We start from the raw sequence: 22,961 nt of genomic DNA on the forward strand, positions 1-22,961 counted from the left end.
AGCGCAGCATTTCGGGTGCACTGCACAAGCAAAAGGGCCCTCGGGATTCCCCGGGGCCCTTGTATCCGTATCGTTCCTTATTCGTCCCGCGAATCGACCGCGGGAAGCGAATCAGAGCGATGCGACTCGCTTGGTCAGGCGCGACAGCTTGCGCGCAGCCGTGTTCTTGTGCAGCACGCCGCGAGCAACGCCGCGAGCCAGTTCCGGCTGAGCTTCCTGCAGAGCAGCGGCAGCAGCGGTCTTGTCACCACCGGCCAGGGCGCTTTCGACCTTCTTCACGAAGGTGCGGATGCGGCTCATGCGGTTGCCGTTGATTTCGGCCCGGCGTTCGTTGCGGCGGATGCGCTTCTTGGCTTGCGGCGTATTGGCCATGTTCGTCCTTAAGAATCTCGTGCAAATCGGGGCGCCGACATGGAATCGGCCCCACGGGAAGCGCGGCCCTTAACCCTGCCCCCCCGAATCGTCAAGCATTCCTCTCACTTTTGGCACTTGGCGCAGTACCAGGTGCTGCGCCCGCCCTGCACGATCCGCCGGATCGGCGCGGCGCAGCGCACGCAGGGCTGCCCTTCGCGGTCGTAAACGTCGAACTGCTTGGAAAAGTAGCCCAGTTCCCCGTCCGGCTGCGCATAGTCCCGCAGGGTCGATCCCCCGGCCTCGATCGCTTCGGCCAGGACCGCCTTGATTGCGGGCACGAGTCGCGCAAGGGCCGCAGCCGTAACCTTCCCCGATGCCTTGACCGGGGAAATGCCCGCCCGGAACAATGCTTCGCAGACATAGATGTTGCCCAGCCCGGCCACGATTCGCTGGTCGAGCAGCATCAGCTTGATCGCCGCGCCGCGTCCGGCCAGCGCCTCGTTCAGATAGGCCGCGGTCAGGCCCGGCCCCAGCGGCTCCGGCCCCATCGCGGCAAAGGGCGCCCAGTTGTCGAGGCCCTCGGTCGGCACCAGGTCAACCGAGCCGAACCGGCGCGGATCGCACAGGGCCAGCAGGTGGCGGCTGCCCGTTTCCAGCACCAGATGGTCATGCTTGCCCAGTTCGTCCGGGTCGATTCGCCACCGCCCGGACATGCCGAGGTGGAACACCATGGTCTGGCGGCGGTCGGTATGGATCAGGCCATATTTGGCCCGGCGCGACAGGCCGGTGACGGTTGCGCCGGTCAGGACCTGGACCAGCTCGGGCGGAAAGGGGCGGCGCAGATCGCCGCGCCGCGTTTCAACGCGCGCCAGCCGCTCACCATCGAGATAGCGGGCCAGACCGCGCACGGTCGTTTCAACTTCAGGCAACTCAGGCATGGCTTGCTGGTTAGGCACTCCATGAACGCCCGACAATCGGTTTATGCCCGTTTTGACCTGCCGCGCAGGCACGCTTTCGCTGGCACCGCGCCCGCCTTGCCGCTAAGGCGCGGGCCATGAGCGAAAAGGTATCCTTCGGTTACGACGAGGTCTCTCCCGAGGAGAAGACCGAGAAGGTTGGCGCCGTGTTCTCGTCCGTCGCGAAGAAGTACGACGTGATGAACGATGCGATGTCGGCAGGCATGCACCGGCTGTGGAAGGACAAGTTCGTCCGCCGCGTAAAGCCGCAGCCGGGCGAGCAGATCCTCGACATGGCGGGCGGAACGGGCGACATCGCCTTTCGCATGGCCGCGCGTGGCGCGACGATCACCGTGTCGGACATCAACCAGGACATGCTGGACGTCGGCATCGAACGCGCGCTGGAACGCGGGCTGGATAGCCTGGTCTGGTCGCGCCAGAATGCCGAAGTCCTGACTTTTCCGGACCGCTTCTTCGATGCCTATACCATCGCTTTCGGCATCCGGAACGTCACCCACATCGACAAGGCCCTGGCCGAAGCCTACCGCGTGCTGAAGCATGGCGGGCGGTTCTACTGCCTGGAATTCTCGACCACCGAATGGCCCGGCTTCAAGGAAGTCTATGACGCCTATTCGCACCACCTGGTCCCGCGCCTGGGTTCAGCCATTGCCGGGGACGCGGACAGCTATCGCTACCTGATCGAATCGATCCGCCGCTTTCCGCCCATGCCGGAATTCGAAGCCATGATCCGCCAGGCCGGTTTCGTGAACACGCGGGTCGAACCGATCCTGGGCGGCCTGGTCGCGATCCATTCGGGGTGGAAGATCTAAGGTGACGCGTCCGGCAACGCATGTCCTGCGCCTGCTGCGCTGGGGCCGCATCCTGGCCCGCCACGGCGCGCTGCGCGGGATCGAGCAGGACCCGAATACGCCGGCCCAGGTCCAGCGCCTGTGCCGCGTTGCCCGGCTCGGTACGTTCCAGCCGCGCACGCCCGACTATGCCGGGGCCTTCCAGGCCATCGGCCCGGCCGCGATCAAGCTGGGCCAGACGCTCGCCACCCGGCCCGACATCGTGGGCGAGGAAGCGGCGCACAATCTGCTGAGCCTGCAGGACAGCCTGCCGCCAGTGCCCTTCGCCGCCATCCGGCGCGAGATCGAGAACAGCTTTGCGAGGCCCCTGGAAAGCCTGTTCGCCTCGATCGAGGAAGAACCGGTCGGCGCGGCCTCCATCGCGCAGGTCCACCGCGCCGTGACCACCGACGGGCGGACCGTCGCGGTCAAGGTGCTGCGCCCCGGCATTCGTGAGAAGTTCGCCGAAGACATCCAGACCTATGAATGGGCCGCTGCCCATCTGGAGGCCCTGGGCGGAGAGGCAGCAAGGCTGCGCCCGCGCCTGGTCATTGCCAATTTCAAGCGCTGGACCCTGCGCGAGCTGGACCTGCGCCGCGAGGCCGCCTCAGCCTCGGAACTGGCCGAGCGCATGGCCTCGACCGAGGGCTACCGCGTGCCCGGTGTCGATTGGGATCGCACCAATGGCCGGGTGATGACCATCGAGTGGATCGACGGGATCAAGATCAGCGAGACCGATGCTCTGCGCGCGGCCGGTCACGACCTGCCAGCCCTGGGCGAGCATCTGGTCCTGACTTTCCTGCGCCAGGCGATCAGCCTGGGCTATTTCCATGCCGACATGCACCAGGGCAACCTGTTCGTGCAGCCCGATGGCACGATTGCCGCGATCGACTTTGGCATCATGGGCCGGATCGACCGCCGCGCGCGGCTGTGGCTGGCCGAAATCCTCTATGGCCTGACCACCGGCAATTACCGCCGCGTGGCCGAAATCCATTTCGAAGCGCAATACGTACCCAGCTATCACTCGGTCGACGAATTCGCGACTGCGCTGCGCGCCGTGGGCGAACCGACCCGGGGCCGCCCGGTCAGCGAACTGTCGGTCGGGCAGATGCTCGACAGCCTGTTCGCGATCACCCGCGAATTCGACATGCAGACACAGCCGCACCTCTTGCTGCTGCAAAAGACCATGGTCATGGTCGAAGGGCTGGCAACGCAGCTGAATCCGCAGATCAACATGTGGGACGTGGCCGCGCCCTATGTCCGCGAATGGATCCGCGACGAGCTTGGGCCGGAGGCGGCCCTGGCCGAGCGGCTGCGCAAGGATACCGAAACGCTGCTGCGCCTGCCCGACCTGGTCCGCCGGATCGAAGAGAAGTTCCCGCCCAAGGGCGGCGCGCCCGAAGCACCGCCGCTGCCGGTGATCGAACTGGTCTGGGAACGCCGCCGCGAAGGCAAGGGCTGGCTGGGCTATGCCGCAGCGGCGCTGGGCGGCGCGGCGCTGCTCTGGCTTGGCGCTGCAACGGGTGTGATTGCGTTCTGACATGGAACTGGAAGCCCTGCTGGTCCACTTCTTCGGCAGCGAAGACCCGTCCAGACTAACCGAAGCCGAATTCGACCGCGCGCTGGAAAAGCTGAAAATCGCTTTCGGGGTAGAGCGGGAACCGGGTCGCAAATTCGCGCTGTGGACCCTGCTCCACGCGTTCGATCTGGCCCCGCTGCCCGCCGATGCCTTTGCCGAGGAGCCGCAACTGAAGGCCGCTGCGGAGGATTACCTGAGCGCCGCCTTCCGGCTGGAACGGTTCGGAGAGGGCGATGACTGAACCGGCAGTGCTGTTCGTCTGCCTGGGCAATATCTGCCGTTCCCCGCTGGCCGAAGCGGCCTTCCGCGCCGAAGCGGCCAAGGCGGGACTGCGGGTAACGGTCGATTCGGCCGGAACGGCGGACTACCATGTCGGCGAGCCACCCGACCCGCGCGCGATCCGCACGGCGGCGCGGTTCGGCATCGACATTTCCGGCTATCGCGGGCGGCAGGCAAGCGCCGCGGACTTTGACCGGTTCACCCATATCCTGGCCGCCGATCATTCCAACCTGCGCAACCTTGAGCGGATCGCCCCGCCCGCGCACTCGGCCCGGCTATCGCTGCTGCTCGACTTGGTGCCTGGCCGCACGGGCGAGGCCGTCGCCGATCCGTGGTACGGCGACGAGGACGGCTTTCTGGTCACCTGGAAAGAAGTCAGCGCTGCGGCCCGCGCGCTGGTGGCGGAGCTTCAGGCATGAGCGGCGAAAGCGTGCTGGCCTGGCTGCAAAGCCATGCGCCCGACCTGAAGCTGATCGATCATTCCCGCTCCACCGCCACCGTGGCAGAGGCGGCTGAAGTTCTGGGGGTGGAGCCAGGCCGGATCGCCAAGACCTTGGCCTTTCGCGTGGGCGAAACGGTCTATCTCTTGCTGGCGCGGGGCGATGCGCGGCTCGACAACGCGGGGTGCAAGGCGGAACTGGGCGGGCGCCCCCGGATGCTTGATCCGGAGGAGACGCTGGCGGTTACCGGCCATGCGGTCGGCGGGGTATGCCCCTTTGGCCTGGCCACGGACCTGCCCATCGTGGCGGACCGTTCGCTGCTGGCCTATCCCACGGTCTTTCCCGCAGCGGGCACGCGGACCAGCTCGGTCGAAGTAGAACCGGAGCGGCTGGTGCAGCTAGTCGGCGCGCGGTGGGTTTCGGTCTGCAAGCTGCCGGAATGAAAAACGCCCCGAACCTTGTGGGGTCCGAGGCGCTTTCCCTCTCCAACTCGTCAAATCAGAAGTCGTAACCCACGCGCAGACCAATGGTGCGCGGCTGGATCGGCACCACATAGGGCCGCTGGCCGCACTGACCGCATTGCAGGAAGCGCGAAATCTGGCCGCGTTCATCGAACACGTTCGATGCGAACAGTTCGATGTTGAGCTTTTCCCAGTCCACGCCGAATGCCAGGTTCACCGTGCTGAAGGCCGGCAGTTCTCCAATCGTGGCCGCCGGTCCAGCACGGACCTCGCTCGGAGCCGAACCCTGGTGCGCGGCGTTGACCTGGCCATAGGCCTTGGTCGTTCCGCCCAGTTCCGCAGTATAGCGGGCCGTTCCCGAAATCTTGAACTTCGGCGTGATCGGCAGGCGGGTGCCAGCCGGCGATGAGATCGCATTGTCCGGACCGGTGCAGGTGTAGGTGGGATCGTCGCGCTCACACAGGTTCTTGGTCATTTTCGCATCGGTATAGGCCGCTGCGACCTGCAGGCTGAGCGGCCCGCGATTGTAAGCCAGGTCAACGTCGACACCGCGAATACGGGCATCCGGGCCGTTGTGGATTTCGGTGAAGCTGTTCGCGCCCAGGAAGCTGAACTGGAACTTCTTCCAGTTCTGCTGATAGACCGCACCGTTCAGGCGCAGACCCGGAGCCAGCGTGGCCTTCCACCCCAGTTCGTAATTGTAGAGGAAGTCCGGATCATAGGCCGGAACGTCGGCACGGCGGTTGATCCCGCCCGGACGGAAGCCCTTGGACGCGGTGGCATAGACCATCAGGTCGCTGTTGGGCTTGTAGGTCAGGTTGCCGCGCCAGGTGAAACCGTCACCCTCGGCCTGGACCGGATCGACACCGCTGCCGTTCCACACGCCCAGGTTGGTGCAGGGGCTGCCATCAACGGCTGCCGGGAACAGGGTAACGCCCGGAGTGCCCGCCAGCGGACGCAGACGCGAACCGGTGGTGGTGAAGCACCCGGCCACGCCGGTGCGCGAAGAACCCGCCGGATTGTAAGGCGTTGCCGAATAATTGTCTGCCGGATTGCGGCCAAAGCCGAAGAACCCGATCAGCGTATTGTCATACTTGAACGCGCGAACGCCTGCCGTGGCAGTCAGCTTGTCGGTCAGGTCATAGCTGAGTTCACCGAAGGCCGCATAGTCGCGGTCCACACGGTCCTGCTTGGTCAGCCACAGGGTCCCCGGCGATCCATTGACCGAAAGGGCCGGATCGAGATTGGCAACCTTGTAGTCCTGGTAGATCTCGTTCGACTGGCGCTGCCAGAACAGGCCCGCGACCAGACGCAGGCGGTTTTCCGACGGCGAGGCGATGCGCAGTTCCTGGCTGACCTTCTTGAAGTGGTCACTGCCGATCACATTCTGGCTGGGGTTGATCGTGTTGCCCAGCGAGTCCGAGAAATAGAAATAGCCGGCATTGCCGCCGTAATCGGCATAGAGCGCATCATAGGCTTCGGCATAGTCGGTATAGTCGCTGGAGCTGAAGGTCTTGCGGTCAAGATAAGCCCCGGCATAGGTCAGGTCCCAGCTGCCGATCTTGCCTTCGATCGTCAGCGCCGCCTGGACAAACTTGTCATCGCGGTATTCCGGGAAGAAGTGCTGCACTTCCAGATCGCCGACGGAAGGATCGAAGGCGTACATGCCCTTGGACTTGGTGTTCTGGTACATCACCGCCGGAGTGACGGTCCAGTTATCGTCCAGTTCGATACCCAGGGCAGCGCGGCCGCCATAGGTTTCCGTCGGGTTGTAGTCTTCCTTCACGAAGGCAGCATTGTTGATCACGATACCGCCGGGCTGCGGCAGGAAGGCGCGCGTACCCGGGACGTTGTCAATGAAGCCAGCATCGCGCTTGTAGAAGCCGACCACGCGCAGTGCAGCGTTCTCGCTGAGCGGGGCATTGGCGAAGAATTCGAACTTTCCGCCGACATCGCCGTGCGCAACCGTGTTCACTTCGGCATCGGCGCCGCCGTAGAAGCCCGAAGTGTCCGGCTTGTTGGTGATGATGCGGATCGTGCCGGCCTGCGACGATGCGCCGTAGAGCGTGCCTTGCGGGCCCGACAGGCTTTCGATGCGGGCAATGTCATAGACATGGACGTCAAGGTTGCCGCCGATCGTGGTGACCGGCTGTTCGTCCAGATAGACGCCGACCGAAGGCAGCGAGCCGGAGTGGTTGCCGTCCCCGCCCGAGGCAACACCGCGCATGTAGATCACGTTGACGCCCGGCGTGCCGGTGCCCTGGAACGTGACCGAAGGCAGCTGCTGCGCATAGCCGCTGAAGTTGGAGATGTTCAGCTGTTCCAGCTTCGCCGTTCCGATCGCCTGGATCGAAATCGGCACGTTCTGCAAGCTTTCCGCGCGCTTTTGCGCGGTCACAACGATTTCGTTGGGATCGACTTCGTCCGCAGCGCTCTGGGCGATTGCAGGGCTGGCGATCAGCGCCGTAGTGGTCAGAAGTGCCGCAAAAGACGCGCGGCGAGTGGCGATACGCATGGATTTCCCCCCTTATTGGACCCGGGTTTCGGCGCGAAAGTGATTCCATGGAGCCGCGCCGTCAAGCTTGTGTTTCACATCATTGCGCAATCTGTCATCGCCGTGACAGATTTACCACGCCGCCGGGGCCTGCGGATAACACTCCAGAACCTCGCCCAGAGCCGCGCGCAGCGGCCCGAGATATTCGGCATAGGGCTTCCACGCCTCGGTCCCGTCGCGGAAGATCGGCTGGCGCACCTGCTCCGAACTCGGCGTACGGATCGCGCGCTCGGTCTGGTGGAAAGCAAGGCAGGCCGCTTCGAATTCCACCCCGCAATAGTCCAGCAGCGCGCGCACTTCGGCTTCAGTATCGTCAACCATGCGTTCATAGACAACGCGGTGCACCGCCCCCGGCTGGACCCGGTCGAGATGGGCCATCAGCCGCACGTAATCGCGGTAATAGCGGCCCATGTCCTCCAGGCTGTAACTGAACGCCTGTCCCTTGGCGAAGTGCTGCTTGAAGTTGGAGAAGCAGCAACCCAGCGGATGGCGCCGCGCGTCGATGATCTTCGCGTTGGGCAGGATCAGCCGGATATAGGGGACGTACAGCCAGTTGTTCGGCAGCTTGTCGATGAAGAAGGGCCGGTCGGTCTTGCGCTGGATCCGGCTGCGGCGCAGGAACTCCTCACCCTGCCGCGCCATCTGCTCTGCCGTCAGGTCCGGCAAGTTGAGCGGAAAGCGCCCGTCCATCCGGGCGAGCGCCGGCATGTCCGGCAGTTCGGTGGTCCCCTCGATCAGCGAATGGCTGGCCAGGATCTGCTCGACCAGGGTCGATCCCGCGCGCGGCATTCCCAGGACGAAGATCGGATCGCGCGCATCGCAGCCCTGCCCGGCCCGCTCGGCAAAGAACTCCGGCGTGGCGAGGGCAATCAGCTGGTCGACCAGCCCTTCGATCTCACCCGGATCATAGTCCAGTTGCGCGCGCCGCAGGGCATTGCCCGCTGCGTAATGGGCAAAGGACTGCGCCACCTCGCCCCGGTCCTCCAGCGCCTTGCCCAGCGCGAAGTCGAGGTGGAAGCGGTCTTCCGTCGCCACTTCGCCGCCCGCCAGCGCATCGCGCATCGCCGCGATGTCGGCGTCGGTGAACTTCACCGTCTTCAGATTGGCCAGGCTCCACCAGACCTCGCCCAGCGTCGGCATCAGCTCGATCGCCTTGCGATAGGCGGCAATGCCGTCCTCCAGCCGCCCGACCGTCTTGAGCATATGGCCAAAGCTCATCCACACGCGCGGCTGGTTGGGGGCGGCGGCCAGGACCTGCTCGTACAGCGTGATCGCGCCTTCGAATTCGCCGATCCGGCCAAAGGCGGCGGCTTTCAGATTGGCGAAGCCGGGATTGTCCGGCTCTTCGGCCAGGACCCGATCCAGTTCGGCAATCGCCTCGTCCGCGCGGTTCTGGCGGTAGAGGACCAGGGCCAGGTTCGCCCGCGCGGCGGTAAAGGCGGGCGACAGCTCCAGCGCGCGGCGCAGCAGCTTTTCGGAATCGCGATAGCGCCCGATCCGCCCCGCGACTTCGGCCAGCATCCGGATCGCGGCGACTTCAAAGGGGTTTTCCTTCAGGTGGCTGCGCAGGAAATGCTCGGCGCGGGGAATGTCGCCCTGGTTCATCGCCATGGCCGCTTCGATCAGCCGGGGATGATATTGCCCCATGCGCGCAAGCCAGGACTGGTCGGTAACGGTTGCCATGCCCTGTCCTAAACCGATTTGCACAGACAGCGCCAGAGCAAGACTGTTGGCGCCGCCGCCGCTTTATGCTCAACTCCGTCCCAAGGGAGATTGGCGATGAGCGACGAGCGGCGACCGTTCGGAATCTGGACTGCCGCTGCGCTGGTCGTCGGGTCGATGATCGGGGCGGGGATCTTCGTCCTGCCCGGGCAGCTTGCGCCCTTCGGCTGGACTGGTCTCGCCGCCTGGATCGCGGCCGGACTTGGCGCCATGGCGATTGCGATGGTGATCGCCGACCTGACCCGCGCCATGCCGCAGGAACCCGGCCTCATCGCCATTTGCGGCGAAGTGCTGGGGCCGATGCCGGGGGTGCTGCTCGGCTGGTCCTATTGGGTCAGCCTGTGGTGCGCGACGGCCGTGGTGGCGACCACGGCGGCGAGTTACCTGTCCACCCTGTGGACGCCGCTGGGAACCACGCCGCTGCGGCTGGCCATGGGCGGCGTGGTGATCGTGTCGCTGCTGACCCTGCTCAACCTGCGCGGCGCGCGGGCGGCGGGGCGGTTCCAGATCGTGACCACCCTGCTCAAGCTGATCCCGCTGGCCGCAGTCGTGGCAATTCTGGCCAGCCTGCTATTCGAGGGCGGCGGCGAATTTACCGAGCACGCGCACCAGCCCTTTGCTGCCGCCAGCCTGACCCCGGCCCTGACCCTGGCCTTCTTCGCGATCCTCAGCTTCGAAACGGCCAGCATGGTGACAGAGCGCGTGCAGGACCCGGCGCGCAATGTGGTGCGAGCAACCCTGATCGGCCTGGCCACGACCACCCTGCTCTACATCGTGGTCTGCATGGGGATCGTGCTGGCCCTGCCTGCCGAGGAACTGGCCGCTTCGCCCGCCCCGCTCTCGCTGTTTGTCGAGCGGTTCTGGGGCAGCGGCGCGGGCGTGTTCATTGCGCTGCTCACCGCCGTGTCCGGCATCGGTTATGTCAACAGCGCCGTCCTGCTTCAGGGGGAGCTGCCGCTGACCGCCGTGCGCGGCGGGATGATGCCGGCCTGGGCCGCGCCGACCAACCGCCATGACGTGGCCGTACGGCCCATGGTGCTGGGCAGCGTGCTTTCGGCGGTGCTGATGGTCGGCGGCGCAACCGGGGTCGGCGCGCACCTGCTGGACTTCATGCTGCGCCTGACCACGGCGGCGGCGATCTGGATCTATATCGGCGTCGCGCTCTCCGCGCTGATGCTGCGCCGCAGCCGCGCGTGGGCGGCGATCAGCATCCTGTTCTCGCTGTGGGTACTCTACGGCGCGGGGATCGAAGCGGGCGGCCTGGGGATCGTGCTGATCCTGCTGGGCCTCCCGCTCTATTACGCCACCCGGCGGTTCAGCTCCGCAGCAGTTTCCGGATAAAGGGCCGGTCTGCCAGGATCGCCTGGGCGGCATTGTGGCCGGGCGCGCCGGTCACACCGCCGCCGGGGTGGGTGCCCGCGCCGCACATGTAGAGGCCCTTGATCGGCCCGCGATAGTCGCCATGCCCCAGCACCGGGCGCGCCGCCCACAGCTGGTCCAGCCCCATGGTGCCGTGCATGATATCCCCGCCGATCAGGCCGAACTTGCGTTCAAGGTCCAGCGGCGAGTGGATCTGCCGCGCGATCACGCTGCCCTTGAAATTGGGCGCATGGTCGTTGACCGTCTCGATGATCAGGTCGGCCACGCTTTCGCGGTGCTGGTCCCAATCGACCTTGGGATCGAACTGCTGGCAGAACAGCGAAGCGACATGGCATCCCGGCGGGGCCAGGCTGTCGTCCACCGTGCTGGGGATGGTGATTTCGACAATCGGCTTCTTCGACCAGCCATGCTGCTGCGCGTCGGTGAAGGCGCGGTCCATGTAGTCCATGCCCGGCGCGATGATGATCCCGGCGGTATGGTGTTCGGCCTGCTGCTTGCCCGGCAGAACGGTGAAGTCCGGCAGTTCGGACAGGGCCACGTTCATGCGGAAAGTGCCGGAACAGGTCTTGTAGCCCTTGATCCGGCGCTTGAAGTCATCGTCCAGGTCGCTCTGGTCGACCAGCTGGCGATAGAGCAGCGCTGGCCCGGCGTTGGACGCCACGATTGCAGCGGCCAGTTCCTCGCCGCTTTCAAGCTTTACCCCGCGCACCTTGCCGCCATCGACCAGCACCTGGGCAACCGGAGCCTCCAGGCTGATCTCCACGCCCGCATCCTCGCAGGCGCGGGCCATGGCCTGGGTGATTGCGCCCATGCCGCCGATGGCGTGGCCCCAGGCACCCAGCTTGCCGTTCACTTCGCCAAACACGTGATGCAGCAGGACATAGGCCGAACCCGGCGTGGACACGCCCGCGAAGTTGCCGACCACCGCGTCAAAGGCAAAGGCGGTCTTCACATAGTCATGCTCGAACCAGCCATCGAGGAAGTCGCGCGCCGACTTGGTGAAAATGTCCAGCAGGTCGCGCTGCACGTTCAGGTCCATCTGCGCCATCGGCCAGCCCTGCTTGGCGGCCGCGATCAGCGAGGACAGCCCGCCGCCGACATTGGGCGGAATCTGCAAGGCGAGATCGCGCAGCACCCCCGCCACCTTTTCCAGCGCGGCGTCATACTTCGGATAGGAGGCAGCATCGGCCTTGGAAAAGCGGGCAAACTCCGCCTCGGTCCGGCCCGGTCCGCCGCCCAGCTTCACGTAGTCGTCTGCGAAGGGAAAGAAGTTGGAGACCTGCCGTTCCACCACTCGGTAGCCATAGTCATGCAGGCGCATGTCGTTGATGACCTGCGGACGCAGCAGGCTGACGGTGTAGCTGGCGGTGGAATTGCGGAAACCGGGGTGGAATTCCTCGGTCACGGCGGCTCCGCCAACCACGTGGCGGCGTTCCAGCACGCGCACCCGCATTCCGGCCTTGGCCAGGTAGAACGCGCAGGTCAGGCCATTGTGCCCGCCGCCGATGATGATGGCGTCATAGGTCTTGGTCACTTCGCAAATTCTCCCTTCATCGTCACCCCGGACCTGATCCGGGGTCCAGCTTTTACTTCCGCTGCCGTGGGGAAGCGGGACCCCGGATCAAGTCCGGGGTGACGGATCAAATTTATCTTTGGCCCTGGCTCCAGCCCGGTGCGGGCGGGAACGGCTGGCGGGCTTCCGGAATGAGCGCGCGGATCTTCTTGGCGAAGCTGCGCAGGCAGACCTCGCTCTTGCCAATCGGGCCAGTGCCATAGGTGCGGCTTTGCATCCCCTGCTGGACGCGGCTGATCAGCCAAGTGTCCTCGGCATTGACCACGCGGTTGATGCGCCAGTTGGCATAGCGCACCAGCTTCATTTCGCGGCGGCTGTCGGGCAGGCAATAGGCCACTTCGCGCAGCAGGCATTCGGTCGGCGAAATCGGCAGCCACTGCATGAAGTCGATCTGGTCGGCATAGATGTCGAACGCCATGTTCGGCCACAGCTTGTAATAGAGCCAGCGGCCATGCGCCTCTTCCGGCAAGTGATCGACGCGCGGCATGTGGGTGCGATAGAACTTCTCCCAGAAGTTCTGCTTGTCGCCCTTCACCACGTCGCCATAGAGCCGGTCGGCCCAGCCATGCGCCTCGATCCGGTAGGTCTTGCCCACCAGCCGCGTCAGCCCGCCATGGGCGACCGGAATGTGCAGGTTATCGGAATAATTGTCGCCCACGTTCTTCCAGTTCACCCCGCGCGGCCGATAGCGCACTTCGCCCATCGGGCGCATGTCCTCGAACCGGTACTGCGCGACTTCATCCTCGAACGGAGCCATCATTTCGCCCACGCTGGGGAAACCGGCATCGGTCAGCCGCACGAAGATAAAGCCGTGCCACACTTCCAGCGCGACCGGAACCAGCCCGTTCACTTCCAGCTTCAGCGCGGGATATTCCGACTTCATCGGCACGCCGGACAGGCGCCCGTCGCTCTCGAACGTCCAGGCGTGATAGGGGCAGACGAGCTTTTTCGCGCAGCCCGCCGGGCCTTCGACCAGGCGCATCGCGCGGTGGCGGCAGACGTTGGTGAAGGCGCGCACTTCGCCATCGTCGCCCCGGATCACGATCACGCTTTCGCCCAGATAGTCGATCGTGCGGTAGTCGCCCGGCTCGGCCACTTCGCTGACATGGCAGACGATCTGCCAGCTGGGACGGATGACCCGCTCCATTTCCAGATCGAAGAATTCGCGGTCGTGATAGATCCAGCCCGGCAGGCTGAAATCGGCATCGGGATCGACGTCCGCGCTGGCGATTTCGGCAAAGGCATGGTCGAGCTTGGTCATGGCTGCGCGAATCCTTGATCGGCTTGTTGAACGATCGTATAACAATCGTTAGAGCCTTCGACAAGCTAAGGCGGAGCGGACCTTCACCCCGCTCAGGCTGAGCCTGTCGAACCCGTCCGGGGATGCCGCAAGTGAAGAACAAAGCCCCATTCCGCCGCGAAGACCCGGATGCCCGCCGCGCCAGCCTGGTCGAAGCCTGCGCCCGCGTCCTGGCGCGCGAAGGTGCTGCCGGGGCCAGCGTGCGGGCGATTGCGTCGGAAGCAGGCGTTTCGCCCGGTCTGATCGGGCACTATTTCGGCGGCGTGGATGCGCTGGTCGCGGCGACCTATGCCCAAGTTGAAACCCGAGTGGCGGCGGCTCTGGATCATGCTGTCGCCGCAGCGGGGCCGGAACCGCGCGCGCGGCTGGACGCCTATGTCAGCGCCAGCCTGCTGCCGCCGATTGCGGATAGCGACCTGCTTTCCACCTGGATCGCGTTCTGGAGCCTGGTCCGCGCCCGGCCCGAAATCGCGGGTCTGCACGATGAGCAGTATGGCCGGTTCCGCACCGGGCTGGAAATGCTGCTGGCGGAGAACGGCGTTCCCGCGCCCGCCCTGCGCACCACTGCCATTGCCGCGACTGCGCTGGTCGACGGGCTGTGGCTGGAACTGTGCCTGTCCCCCCGGACCTTTGCCGAGGGCGAGGCCGCCGCGATTGCGCGCAGCGGCCTGGCCGCGCTTATTTCGACAGTTCGCTGAACAGGATCATGTAATAGTTCAGCCCGGGGCGAATGTTGGACAGGCGCACCCGCTCGTTCAGGCCGTGGGCGAAGTCTTCCGAATCCTTGCTGAAGGTCGGGCTGGCGGCATAGCTGGGCACGCCCAGCGCGCGGTACCACATCGAATCGGTCGCGCCGGACGATTGGCTGGGGAACAATGGAACGCCGGGATAGACCCGCTTCATCGCCTTATCGACCGCGCCCACGAAGTCGCCGCGCATCGGCGATGCCGGGGACATGGTGGTATCGCCGCCCGAAACGTCGGTGATCGTCACTTCGTTGCCGGCCACCTTGGCCAGCTCGTCGCGGATGGCTTCGCGGCTGTGGCCGGGGAAGACGCGGCAGTTGATATTGGCCGTCACGCGCTGCGGCAGGGCGTTCTGGGCATGGCCACCATGGATCATGGTCGGCACGCAGGTCGTCCCGACCTTGCCGACATAGGCCGGATTGGCGCGCAGCGTGGCCAGTGCCGCCTCGTCCGCCGGATTGGCGGCAAAGGCGCGCATCGCGGCGGCCAGCTTGGGATCGGTTTCAAACTGCGCGGCGTTCACGAAATAGGACTTGGTGACTGCGTTCAGCTCTGCCTGGAAGCGATAGGCTCCGATCTTCTCCAGCGCCTGGGCCATCTGGACGATGGCATTGACCGGACGCGGGGCCGAGCTGTGCCCGCCCGGATTGGTCACTTCGACCTGATAGTCGACATAGCTCTTTTCCGCGCCCTGCCAGGTCCAGTAGAGCGGCTTGCCCGTCGCTTCGTCGAGCGTGCCGCCGCCGCCATCGACATTGATGACCAGTTCGGCGTTCTTCAGCCGCTCGGCAATGATCCGGCTGGTCTTCATCGTGGTTTCCTCGTCACCGGAGAACTGGAGCACGATGGTCCGCTTGGGCTTGTAGCCCTGGCGGCGCATTTCGATCAGGGTGGAGGTGGACAGGGCTGCATCGAACTTCATGTCGCTGGCGCCGCGCCCGTACAGGATCCCGTCCTCGACCACCGGGGTGAAGGGATCGCGGGTCCAGTCCTTGGGATCAGCCTCGACCACGTCCATGTGGCCGGAAATGACCAGCGGCTTCAGGCTGGGGTCGCTGCCCTGCCAGGTGGCGATCAGGTAGGCGGTATCGTCAACCGGCACGATCTCCACATCCGCAGCCTGCCAGCCGCCTGCGACCAGAGCATCCTTGATCACCGCCAGCGCCTTGCCGGTTTCGTTGTTCTCCCCCCGCACCGAGCGCAGGGCAATCAGGCGCTTGGCCAGATCGAGCACTTGCGCCTCCGCCGCCGGATGGCTGGGCAGCGCGGCCGGCTTGGCGTGGAGCGGCACGGCTCCGGTGGTGGCAATGGCAAGGGCAATCAAAGCAGTGGCGTGACGCATCGACGAATCTCCTGTTTGCCAAGCTCTAGCCCATGCCGGGTCGATAGCGCGAGAGCCGACCTAGCCATTTCTTAACTTCTCAATTCTACTAGATACTTACGGGTCAACGCCCCAAAGGGGACGGGAATGGTCAGCAAGCATGCGGTGCTGCGCACTGCCATACCCGCCGAACTGCGGGAATGGGTCGATAACCGGCTCATCAACGCCCACGTCCGCATTGTCCGAATCATGGTGGTGGGCTGCCTGCTCAACGCGGCGGCGATCTGCCTGGCCCTGGCCGGAGAAGTCGAGAACTGGTTGCTCGGCCTGTTTGCCTGCATGATCGTGATGGCCAGCCTGCACCGGCTGTGGCTGGCAGAGGGAATCGCGCGCGGGCGGCGCCAGCGGCGTTCGGCCAAGATCATGAACGCCTATGCGCTCAGCTCGCTGTGGCTGGGCCTGACCATGGGCATCGCCTGCGCCCTGTTCTTCGCGCAGGTCTCGCATGGCGACCAATTGCTGCTGGCGACCAGCGGCGTCGCCCAGATCGCCGCTGCGGCCTATACCATGCGGACCCTGGTCCGCTCCGCCGTGATCTTCATCGCCGCCCAGGCATCGGGCCTGATCATCGGCCTGGCGCAACTGGGCGAATTTGACGAGCTGGCCGCGATCGTGGTGGTGCTGGTCGCCAGCGGCCTGCTGATCCGCATGACCTTCATGGCGCGCGACCTGTTCGTTACCCGCATCCTGTCCGACCGCGAACTGGCCGCGACCACCCGAACGGTCAAGCTGCTGCTCAACGAGTATCAGGAAAGCGGGTCGGACTGGCTGTTCGAACTGGACAGCCAAAGGCGGATCGTCGGCGCCTGCAAGCGCTTTGCCTCGGCCGCAGGGCAACCGGCCGAGCAGCTGGAAGGGACGGAATTCCTCTCTCTGTTCGCAGCCGATGGAGCCCGCAGCGCCCTGTCCAGCGCGATTGTCGAACGGCGACCGATCCGCTCCGTGATCGTCGCGCTGGGCAATCCGGTGGAGGGAGAGGCACGCTGGTGGTCGATCAGCGGGCGGCCCTGCCACCTTGGCGAAGGGGTGGTCTATCGCGGGGTCATTTCCGACATTACCGAGCGCCGCCACGCCGAACACCGCGCCCAGCACATGGCGCATTTCGATACCCTGACCGGCCTGCCCAACCGCACCCTGTTCGACAGCGGGCTGGAAAGTCTGGTCTCCACCCGCAAGCGGGGGGAACATATCGCGCTGTTGCTGCTCGACGTGGACCATTTCAAGTCGATCAACGACATGCACGGCCACCCGGTGGGCGACGCATTCCTTTGCGCGCTGGGCCAGCGCCTGACCGACTGCGTTCAGACCTCTGGCCTGGGCGGCAGCCACCCCCTGATCGCGCGGCTGGGCGGGGATGAATTCGCCATCGTGGTCAGCGGAGACGATGCACCGGACCATGCCGTGCGCCTGGCCGGATGCCTGCTCGCCGCAATGGCAGACCCGTTCCAGATCGACCGGTACGAACTGCACAGCGGCGCCAGCATCGGCATTGCCCTTGCGCCGTTCCACGCCGGGAGCAAGGAACAGCTGGTTTCCTATGCCGACATGGCGCTGCATGCGGCCAAGCAGAGGGGGCGCGGCGACTGGGAGATGTTCGAACCGGACATGGATGCCCAGCTGCACGAACGCCACGCCCTGGCGCGCGACCTGCGCCATGCCGTGGCGCGGGGCGAACTGCGCCTGTTCCTCCAGCCGCTGGTCGATGCCAGCAGCGAAGCCAGGACCGGCTATGAAGCCCTGCTGCGCTGCCAGCACCCGGAACGCGGCCTGGTATCGCCCGACCGCTTCATCCCGATTGCCGAGGAAACCGGCCTGATCGTCCCGATTGGCGAATGGGTGATCCGCACCGCCCTGCACGAGGCCGCGCGGTGGCAGGACGGGGAAACCATCGCCATCAACCTCTCACCGGTCCAGATCCAGAGCGCGGGCCTGTTGCAACTGGTGGTCAGCGCCCTGGCCGAAAGCGGGGTGGCCCCGGGCCGGGTCGAGTTTGAAATCACCGAAAGCGTGCTGCTGGAAAATTCGCAGGCCAACCTGGACGTGTTGAAGCGCCTTCAGTCGCTCGGCGTGAAAATCGCGCTGGACGATTTCGGCACCGGCCATGCCTCGCTCAACTATCTGCTCACTTTCCCCTTCGACAAGATCAAGATCGACCGCAGCTTCGTTTCCGATCTTGCCACGCGTGAGGAATCGCGCGCGATTGTCGGCGCGGTGATCGCGCTGGCCAACCAGCTGGGCATGTGCACCCTGGCAGAAGGGGTAGAAGAGCGGGTCCAGCTGGAGCAGCTGCGCCATGATGGTTGCCGCATGGTTCAGGGCTGGCTGTTCGGCAAGGCCCTGCCCAGCGAGGACTACCACCCGCGCATGGCCACGCCTGCGAAACGGCGCAAACCGGCGCAAACGCAGACGTATTCAGCCCGAAAGCGGGCCTGAACCGGCCCCTGCCGCTCTGGCGCGGGGGCAAGCGCGCTGCTAACCCGGCCTCTCCCGCAAGTGCGAGAGGATGGGAACGACATGAGCTTTACCGCAGACCGTTTGCTGCTGTTCGGCGCAACCGGCGACCTGGCGCAGCGCATGTTGCTGCCCTCGCTTTGCGCGCTTCATGCGGACAAGCTGGTGGCCGAGGATCTTCGGATCGTGGGCACCGCGCGCCAGCCGCTCGACGATGCCAGCTTTCGCAACTTCGCGCGCGAAGCGCTGGAAAAGTTCATGCCCGCCGACCGCCGCGGCGGCATGGCGACTTTCCTGAACCGCTTGTCCTACCAGCCGCTCGACGCCAACGACATGGCCGGATACGAAGCCCTGGCGCACAAGGTGGGCACGCCTGGTCACGGCCTCGCCATCTTCCTGTCCACCGCACCCAGCCTGTTCGAGCCGACCATTGCCGGCCTGACCGCTGGCGGCCTGGCGGGTGAGAACGTGCGGATCGGGCTGGAAAAGCCGCTCGGCACTTGCCTGGAATCGAGCCGCGAGATCAACGACGCCGTGGCCCGCGCCTTTCCGGAAGACCGCACCTTCCGCATTGACCACTACCTGGGCAAGGAAACGGTCCAGAACCTGCTCGCCCTGCGCTTTGCCAACATCCTGTTCGAACCGCTGTGGAACGCGGCGCATATCGACCACGTTCAGATCACCGTGGCGGAAACGGTCGGCCTGGAAGGGCGCGTCAGCTTTTATGACGGTGCCGGCGCATTGCGCGACATGGTGCAGAACCATATGCTGCAATTGCTGGCCCTCGTTGCGATGGAGCCGCCCGCCAATTACGATGCGACCGCGATCCGCGACGAAAAGGTGAAAGTGCTGCGCGCCCTGCGCCTGGTCGCGCCGGACGAAACGGTCACCGGCCAGTACCGCGCCGGAGCCATCGGCGGCCAGCCCGTCCCCGGCTATGACGAGGAACTGGGCCAGGACAGCGACACCGAAACCTTCGTTGCGATCAAGGCGCATCTGGACAACTGGCGGTGGAAGGGCGTGCCGTTCTATCTGCGCACCGGCAAGCGCCTGCCCGAACGCAAGACCGAAATCGTCGTCCAGTTCCGCCACGTGCCGCACTCGATCTTTGCCGGAAAGGGGGCGCTGACCGTGCCCAACCGGCTGGTGATCGGGATCCAGCCGGAAGAAAACATCACCCTGTCGCTGATGGCCAAGGTGCCGGGCCTGGACCGCGAGGGCATCCGCCTGCGCGAAGTGCCGCTGGACATTGCCATGGCCGATGCCTTCGCCGGACCGAACAAGCGCATCGCCTATGAACGCCTGCTGTTGGACCTGATCGAGGGCGACCAGACCCTGTTCGTCCGCCGTGACGAGGTGGAGGCCCAGTGGGACTGGATCGACGCGATCCGCGCCAGCTGGACCAGCCACGGCGTGCGCCCGAAAACCTATACCGCCGGATCGTGGGGACCGAGTTCGGCCATTGCCCTGACCGAACGCGATGGAGTCCACTGGCATGAGTAACCTGCACCCCGCTGTCGAGCGTGTGACCGCGCGGATCATCGACCGGTCCAAAGACAGCCGCCGCCGCTATCTGGAGCTGATGGACCGCGAGGCGGAGCGCTTTCCGAATCGCAACGCCCTGTCCTGCTCAAACCTCGCCCACGGCTTTGCCGCCGCGCTGGATGACAAGGCCGCGATCAAAAGCGGGCGCGGGGCCAACCTGGCTATCGTCACCGCCTATAACGACATGCTTTCGGCCCATCAGCCCTATGGCCGCTACCCCGAAGCGATGAAGCTTTACGCCCGCGAAGTCGGCGCGACCGCGCAGGTGGCGGGCGGTGTTCCGGCCATGTGCGACGGCGTGACCCAGGGGCAGGACGGCATGGAACTGTCGCTGTTCAGCCGCGACGTCATTGCCCTGTCCACCGCCGTCGCGATGAGCCACGCTATGTTCGACGGCATGGCCCTGCTGGGCATCTGCGACAAGATCGTGCCGGGATTGGTGATCGGCGCGCTGCGGTTCGGGCACTTGCCCGCGATCTTCGTGCCAGGCGGGCCGATGCCATCGGGCCTCGCCAACAAGGACAAGCAGAAGGTCCGCCAGCTCTATGCCGAGGGCAAGGCCACCCGCGCCGACCTCCTGGAAAGCGAAAGCGCCAGCTATCACTCGCCGGGTACCTGCACCTTCTATGGCACGGCCAATTCCAACCAGATGATGATGGAGCTGATGGGGCTTCACATCCCCGGTGCCGCATTCGTGCCTCCCAACACGCCGCTGCGCTCCGCCCTGACCCGCAAGGCCGTGCACCGCCTTGCCGAGATTGGCCGCGAAAGCGCCGACTATCGCCCGATGGGCCGGGTGGTGGACGAAAAGGCCATCGTCAACGCCTGCGTCGGCCTGCTCGCCACCGGCGGCTCCACCAACCACGCCATCCACTTGCCCGCCATGGCCCGCGCGGCTGGCATCGTGCTCGACTGGCAGGACCTGGATGAACTGTCCGCCGCCGTGCCGCTGATCGCGCGGGTATATCCCAATGGCGCGGCTGACGTGAACCACTTCCACGCCGCCGGCGGGATCGGCTTCGTCACCCGCGAACTGCTGGATGCGGGCCTCGCCCATGCCGACGTGCTGACCGTGACCGAAGGCGGGATGCGCGCCTATGCCGAGGAGCCCGTGCTGGACGGGGAGGCGCTGACCTGGCGCCCCGCCCCAGCGCAAAGCGGCGATCCGGACATTCTTGCCCCAGCCACCGCGCCGTTCCAGCCCGATGGCGGGATGCGGCTTGTCACCGGCAACCTCGGGCGCGGGACATTCAAGACCAGCGCGGTCGACCGCGAGCGCTGGACCATTGAGGCCCCGGCCCGCGTCTTTGACAGCCAGGAAGGCGTGCAGGCCGCGTTCAAGGCGGGCGAACTGGACCGTGATGTGGTCGTCGTGGTCCGCTTCCAGGGACCGCGCGCCAACGGGATGCCCGAACTCCACAAGCTGACCCCGCCGCTGGGCGTCTTGCAGGACAAGGGCTTCAAGGTCGCGCTGGTCACCGATGGCCGGATGAGCGGGGCGAGCGGCAAGGTCCCCGCCGCGATCCACGTCACGCCCGAAGCGCTCGGCGGCGGTCCGCTCGCCCTGGTGCAGGATGGCGACGTGGTGCGGCTCTGCGGCCACACCGGCACGCTGGAAGTCCTGGCCGACCTTTCGGGCCGCCAGCCCGCCCCAGCCCCGCAATTCCAGATGGGCATGGGCCGCGAACTCTTCGCCATGCTGCGCCGCCATGCGGACGGCGCGGAGCAGGGCGGATCGGCGATGCTGGCGGAGGGCGGGCTGTGACCACCCGCATCGTCACGGTCGATATTGGCGGCACCCACGCCCGCTTCGCCTTGGCGGACATTGCCGATGACGGCGCCATCAGCCTGGGCGAGCCGGCCACCCTCCACACCCGCGACCATGCCAGCTTCCAGACCGCGTGGGAGCATTTCGCCGAGATGCAGGGCGGCACCCTGCCAGAAGCCGTATCCATCGCGATTGCCGGACCGGTCGGCGGGGAAATCATCCGCTTCACCAACAACCCCTGGGTGATCCGCCCCGCGCTGATCCCGGAAAAGCTGGGCGCAGAGCGCTATACCGTGATCAACGATTTCGGTGCGGTCGGTCATGCCGTGGCCTGCGCCGGTCCCGAACATTTCATCCACCTGGCGGGACCGGACGAGCCCCTGCCGGGATCAGGCACCCTGTCCGTCGTCGGCCCCGGCACCGGCCTTGGCGTGGCCCATGTCTGGCGCGACGGGGCGGGTTACTACCGCGTACAGGCGACCGAGGGCGGCCATGTGGAATTCGCCCCGCTCGACACGATCGAGGACGCGATCCTCGCCCGCCTGCGCCAGCGCTATCGCCGCGTTTCGGCGGAACGCGTGGTCTCCGGCCCCGGCCTGGTCGACATTTACGAGGCCCTTGCCGCACTGGAAGGCCGCGCGATCCAGCAACTGGACGACCGCACCCTGTGGGAGCGCGGCACGTCGGGCGAGGACAGCCTGGCCGCCGCCGCAGTGGACCGCTTCTGCCTCTCGCTCGGCTCCTTCGCGGGCGACATTGCCCTGGCGCAAGGTGCCAGCGGCGTGGTCATTGCGGGCGGACTGGGTCTACGGATCAAGGACACGCTGCTGCGCTCCGGCTTTGCCAACCGCTTCACCGCCAAGGGCCGCTTTGCCGAACTGATGGCGCGCCTGCCGGTCAAGCTTATCACCCATCCCCAGCCCGGCCTGTTTGGCGCAGCGGCTGCCTTTGCCAAGGAACACCTGTCATGAGCCCCGTCGAAAAGATCATGCGCACCGCGCCGGTCATCCCCGTGCTGACCATTGAGGATGTGGCCCACGCCGCGCCGATTGCCGAAGCCCTGGTCAAGGGCGGCCTGCCCGTGCTGGAAGTGACCCTGCGCACCTCGACCGCACTCGAAGTGATCCGTGAGATGAAGCAGGTCCCCGGCGCGATTGTCGGCGCGGGCACCGTGCTCAACGAACATGCGCTGGAAGACGCGCTGGAAGCGGGCAGCGAATTCATCGTTTCGCCCGGCTTCACCGAAAGCCTCGCCAAGGCGGCGATTGCATCGGGCACGGCCTTCCTGCCCGGCACGGCCACCTCGTCCGACATCATGCGTGGGCTGGACCTGGGGCTGGACCGCTTCAAGTTCTTCCCGGCCGAGGCCAATGGCGGCATTCCTGCGCTGAAGGCGATTGCCGCGCCGTTCGGCATGGTCAAGTTCTGCCCCACCGGCGGGATTACCGCCGCCAGTGCCCCCAACTGGCTGGCGCTCGACTATGTCCTGTGCTGCGGCGGTTCGTGGATCGTGCCGCAGGGTACGCCGGACCTGGCAGCTATCGAAGCAACCGCACGCGCTGCGGCTGGTTTGGGCCAGTAACAACAACCTCCGTTCGTCCTGAGGAGGGACTGAACGAAGTGA

General features: G+C 65.8%; 19 protein-coding genes. 12 read left to right on the forward strand and 7 right to left on the reverse strand.

All coding sequences use genetic code 11. The annotated features are described in order from the left end of the window. Positions 1–111: 111 nt before the first annotated feature. Positions 112–372: a 30S ribosomal protein S20 gene (rpsT, locus tag ACQKOE_RS12315; protein WP_374591873.1), complete on the reverse strand. Its 261-nt coding sequence runs from the start codon at positions 370–372 to the stop codon at positions 112–114. A 104-nt stretch (positions 373–476) separates the two neighbouring features. Next, positions 477–1,292 carry a bifunctional DNA-formamidopyrimidine glycosylase/DNA-(apurinic or apyrimidinic site) lyase gene (gene mutM, locus ACQKOE_RS12320; protein ID WP_427513042.1) on the reverse strand — a complete coding sequence of 272 codons (816 nt, stop codon included), beginning with the start codon at positions 1,290–1,292 and terminating at the stop codon, positions 477–479. Positions 1,293–1,408: 116 nt separating this feature from the next. Here mutM and ACQKOE_RS12325 point away from each other — a divergent pair, with 116 nt between their 5' ends. From ACQKOE_RS12325 to ACQKOE_RS12345, 5 genes are read left to right on the forward strand one after another with little or no spacing between them, the layout of a single operon-like run. Then, a complete protein-coding gene (locus ACQKOE_RS12325) occupies positions 1,409–2,140 on the forward strand; it encodes a class I SAM-dependent methyltransferase (protein WP_427513043.1) in 732 nt (243 codons plus the stop codon). 1 nt (position 2,141) lies between these two features. Further along, positions 2,142–3,698: a 2-polyprenylphenol 6-hydroxylase gene (ubiB, locus tag ACQKOE_RS12330; RefSeq protein ID WP_427513044.1), complete on the forward strand. Its 1,557-nt coding sequence runs from the start codon at positions 2,142–2,144 to the stop codon at positions 3,696–3,698. A gap of 1 nt (position 3,699) precedes the next feature. Next, on the forward strand, positions 3,700–3,978 hold the full coding sequence (locus tag ACQKOE_RS12335; RefSeq protein ID WP_427513045.1) for a hypothetical protein: 279 nt from the start codon (positions 3,700–3,702) through the stop codon (positions 3,976–3,978). Further along, a complete protein-coding gene (locus tag ACQKOE_RS12340) occupies positions 3,971–4,435 on the forward strand; it encodes a low molecular weight protein-tyrosine-phosphatase (RefSeq protein ID WP_427513046.1) in 465 nt (154 codons plus the stop codon). The genes ACQKOE_RS12335 and ACQKOE_RS12340 overlap by 8 nt, the downstream gene beginning before the upstream one ends. Then, entirely contained in the window at positions 4,432–4,899 is a 468-nt protein-coding gene (locus tag ACQKOE_RS12345; RefSeq protein ID WP_427513047.1) for a YbaK/EbsC family protein, read from the forward strand. Before ACQKOE_RS12340 ends, ACQKOE_RS12345 begins: the two co-directional genes overlap by 4 nt. A 55-nt stretch (positions 4,900–4,954) precedes the next feature. On the opposite strand, the gene ACQKOE_RS12350 is transcribed toward ACQKOE_RS12345, so the two are convergent. Next, a complete protein-coding gene (locus ACQKOE_RS12350; protein ID WP_427513048.1) occupies positions 4,955–7,432 on the reverse strand; it encodes a TonB-dependent receptor in 2,478 nt (825 codons plus the stop codon). 111 nt (positions 7,433–7,543) lie between these two features. Continuing rightward, positions 7,544–9,154, reverse strand: a complete 1,611-nt coding sequence (locus tag ACQKOE_RS12355; protein WP_427513049.1) for a tetratricopeptide repeat-containing sulfotransferase family protein — start codon at positions 9,152–9,154, stop codon at positions 7,544–7,546. Between the two features lie 96 nt (positions 9,155–9,250). On the opposite strand from ACQKOE_RS12355, the gene ACQKOE_RS12360 reads away from it, so the two are divergent. Beyond that, entirely contained in the window at positions 9,251–10,534 is a 1,284-nt protein-coding gene (locus ACQKOE_RS12360) for an APC family permease (RefSeq protein ID WP_427513050.1), read from the forward strand. Here ACQKOE_RS12360 and ACQKOE_RS12365 read toward each other — a convergent pair. Both ACQKOE_RS12365 and ACQKOE_RS12370 read right to left on the reverse strand, forming a co-directional pair. After that, positions 10,509–12,107 (reverse strand): phytoene desaturase family protein, encoded by a 1,599-nt coding sequence (locus ACQKOE_RS12365; protein ID WP_427513051.1) that lies wholly within the window; start codon positions 12,105–12,107, stop codon positions 10,509–10,511. The genes ACQKOE_RS12360 and ACQKOE_RS12365 overlap by 26 nt on opposite strands. Before the next feature lie 112 nt (positions 12,108–12,219). Further along, complete coding sequence (locus ACQKOE_RS12370; RefSeq protein ID WP_427513052.1) at positions 12,220–13,407, reverse strand: aromatic ring-hydroxylating oxygenase subunit alpha; 1,188 nt, start codon at positions 13,405–13,407, stop codon at positions 12,220–12,222. Between the two features lie 131 nt (positions 13,408–13,538). Here ACQKOE_RS12370 and ACQKOE_RS12375 point away from each other — a divergent pair, with 131 nt between their 5' ends. Continuing rightward, positions 13,539–14,144, forward strand: a complete 606-nt coding sequence (locus tag ACQKOE_RS12375) for a TetR/AcrR family transcriptional regulator (protein ID WP_427513053.1) — start codon at positions 13,539–13,541, stop codon at positions 14,142–14,144. On the opposite strand, the gene ACQKOE_RS12380 is transcribed toward ACQKOE_RS12375, so the two are convergent. Then, a complete protein-coding gene (locus ACQKOE_RS12380) occupies positions 14,125–15,534 on the reverse strand; it encodes a M20/M25/M40 family metallo-hydrolase (RefSeq protein WP_427513054.1) in 1,410 nt (469 codons plus the stop codon). The genes ACQKOE_RS12375 and ACQKOE_RS12380 overlap by 20 nt on opposite strands. Positions 15,535–15,660: 126 nt before the next feature. Between ACQKOE_RS12380 and ACQKOE_RS12385 the strand changes: the two genes are divergently transcribed. From ACQKOE_RS12385 to eda, 5 genes are all read left to right on the forward strand, one after another. Beyond that, positions 15,661–18,006, forward strand: coding sequence for a putative bifunctional diguanylate cyclase/phosphodiesterase (locus ACQKOE_RS12385; protein WP_427513055.1), 2,346 nt, complete (start codon positions 15,661–15,663; stop codon positions 18,004–18,006). 81 nt (positions 18,007–18,087) lie between these two features. After that, entirely contained in the window at positions 18,088–19,527 is a 1,440-nt protein-coding gene (zwf, locus tag ACQKOE_RS12390) for a glucose-6-phosphate dehydrogenase (protein WP_427513056.1), read from the forward strand. Then, on the forward strand, positions 19,520–21,334 hold the full coding sequence (edd, locus tag ACQKOE_RS12395; RefSeq protein WP_427513057.1) for a phosphogluconate dehydratase: 1,815 nt from the start codon (positions 19,520–19,522) through the stop codon (positions 21,332–21,334). Before zwf ends, edd begins: the two co-directional genes overlap by 8 nt. Beyond that, positions 21,331–22,308 carry a glucokinase gene (gene glk, locus ACQKOE_RS12400; RefSeq protein ID WP_427513058.1) on the forward strand — a complete coding sequence of 326 codons (978 nt, stop codon included), beginning with the start codon at positions 21,331–21,333 and terminating at the stop codon, positions 22,306–22,308. The genes edd and glk overlap by 4 nt, the downstream gene beginning before the upstream one ends. Next, complete coding sequence (gene eda / locus ACQKOE_RS12405) at positions 22,305–22,919, forward strand: bifunctional 4-hydroxy-2-oxoglutarate aldolase/2-dehydro-3-deoxy-phosphogluconate aldolase (protein ID WP_374588699.1); 615 nt, start codon at positions 22,305–22,307, stop codon at positions 22,917–22,919. The genes glk and eda overlap by 4 nt, the downstream gene beginning before the upstream one ends. The last annotated feature ends 42 nt before the right edge of the window (positions 22,920–22,961 follow it).

The organism is Novosphingobium sp. NPDC080210, assembly GCF_050281025.1.
Taxonomy (GTDB): domain Bacteria; phylum Pseudomonadota; class Alphaproteobacteria; order Sphingomonadales; family Sphingomonadaceae; genus Novosphingobium.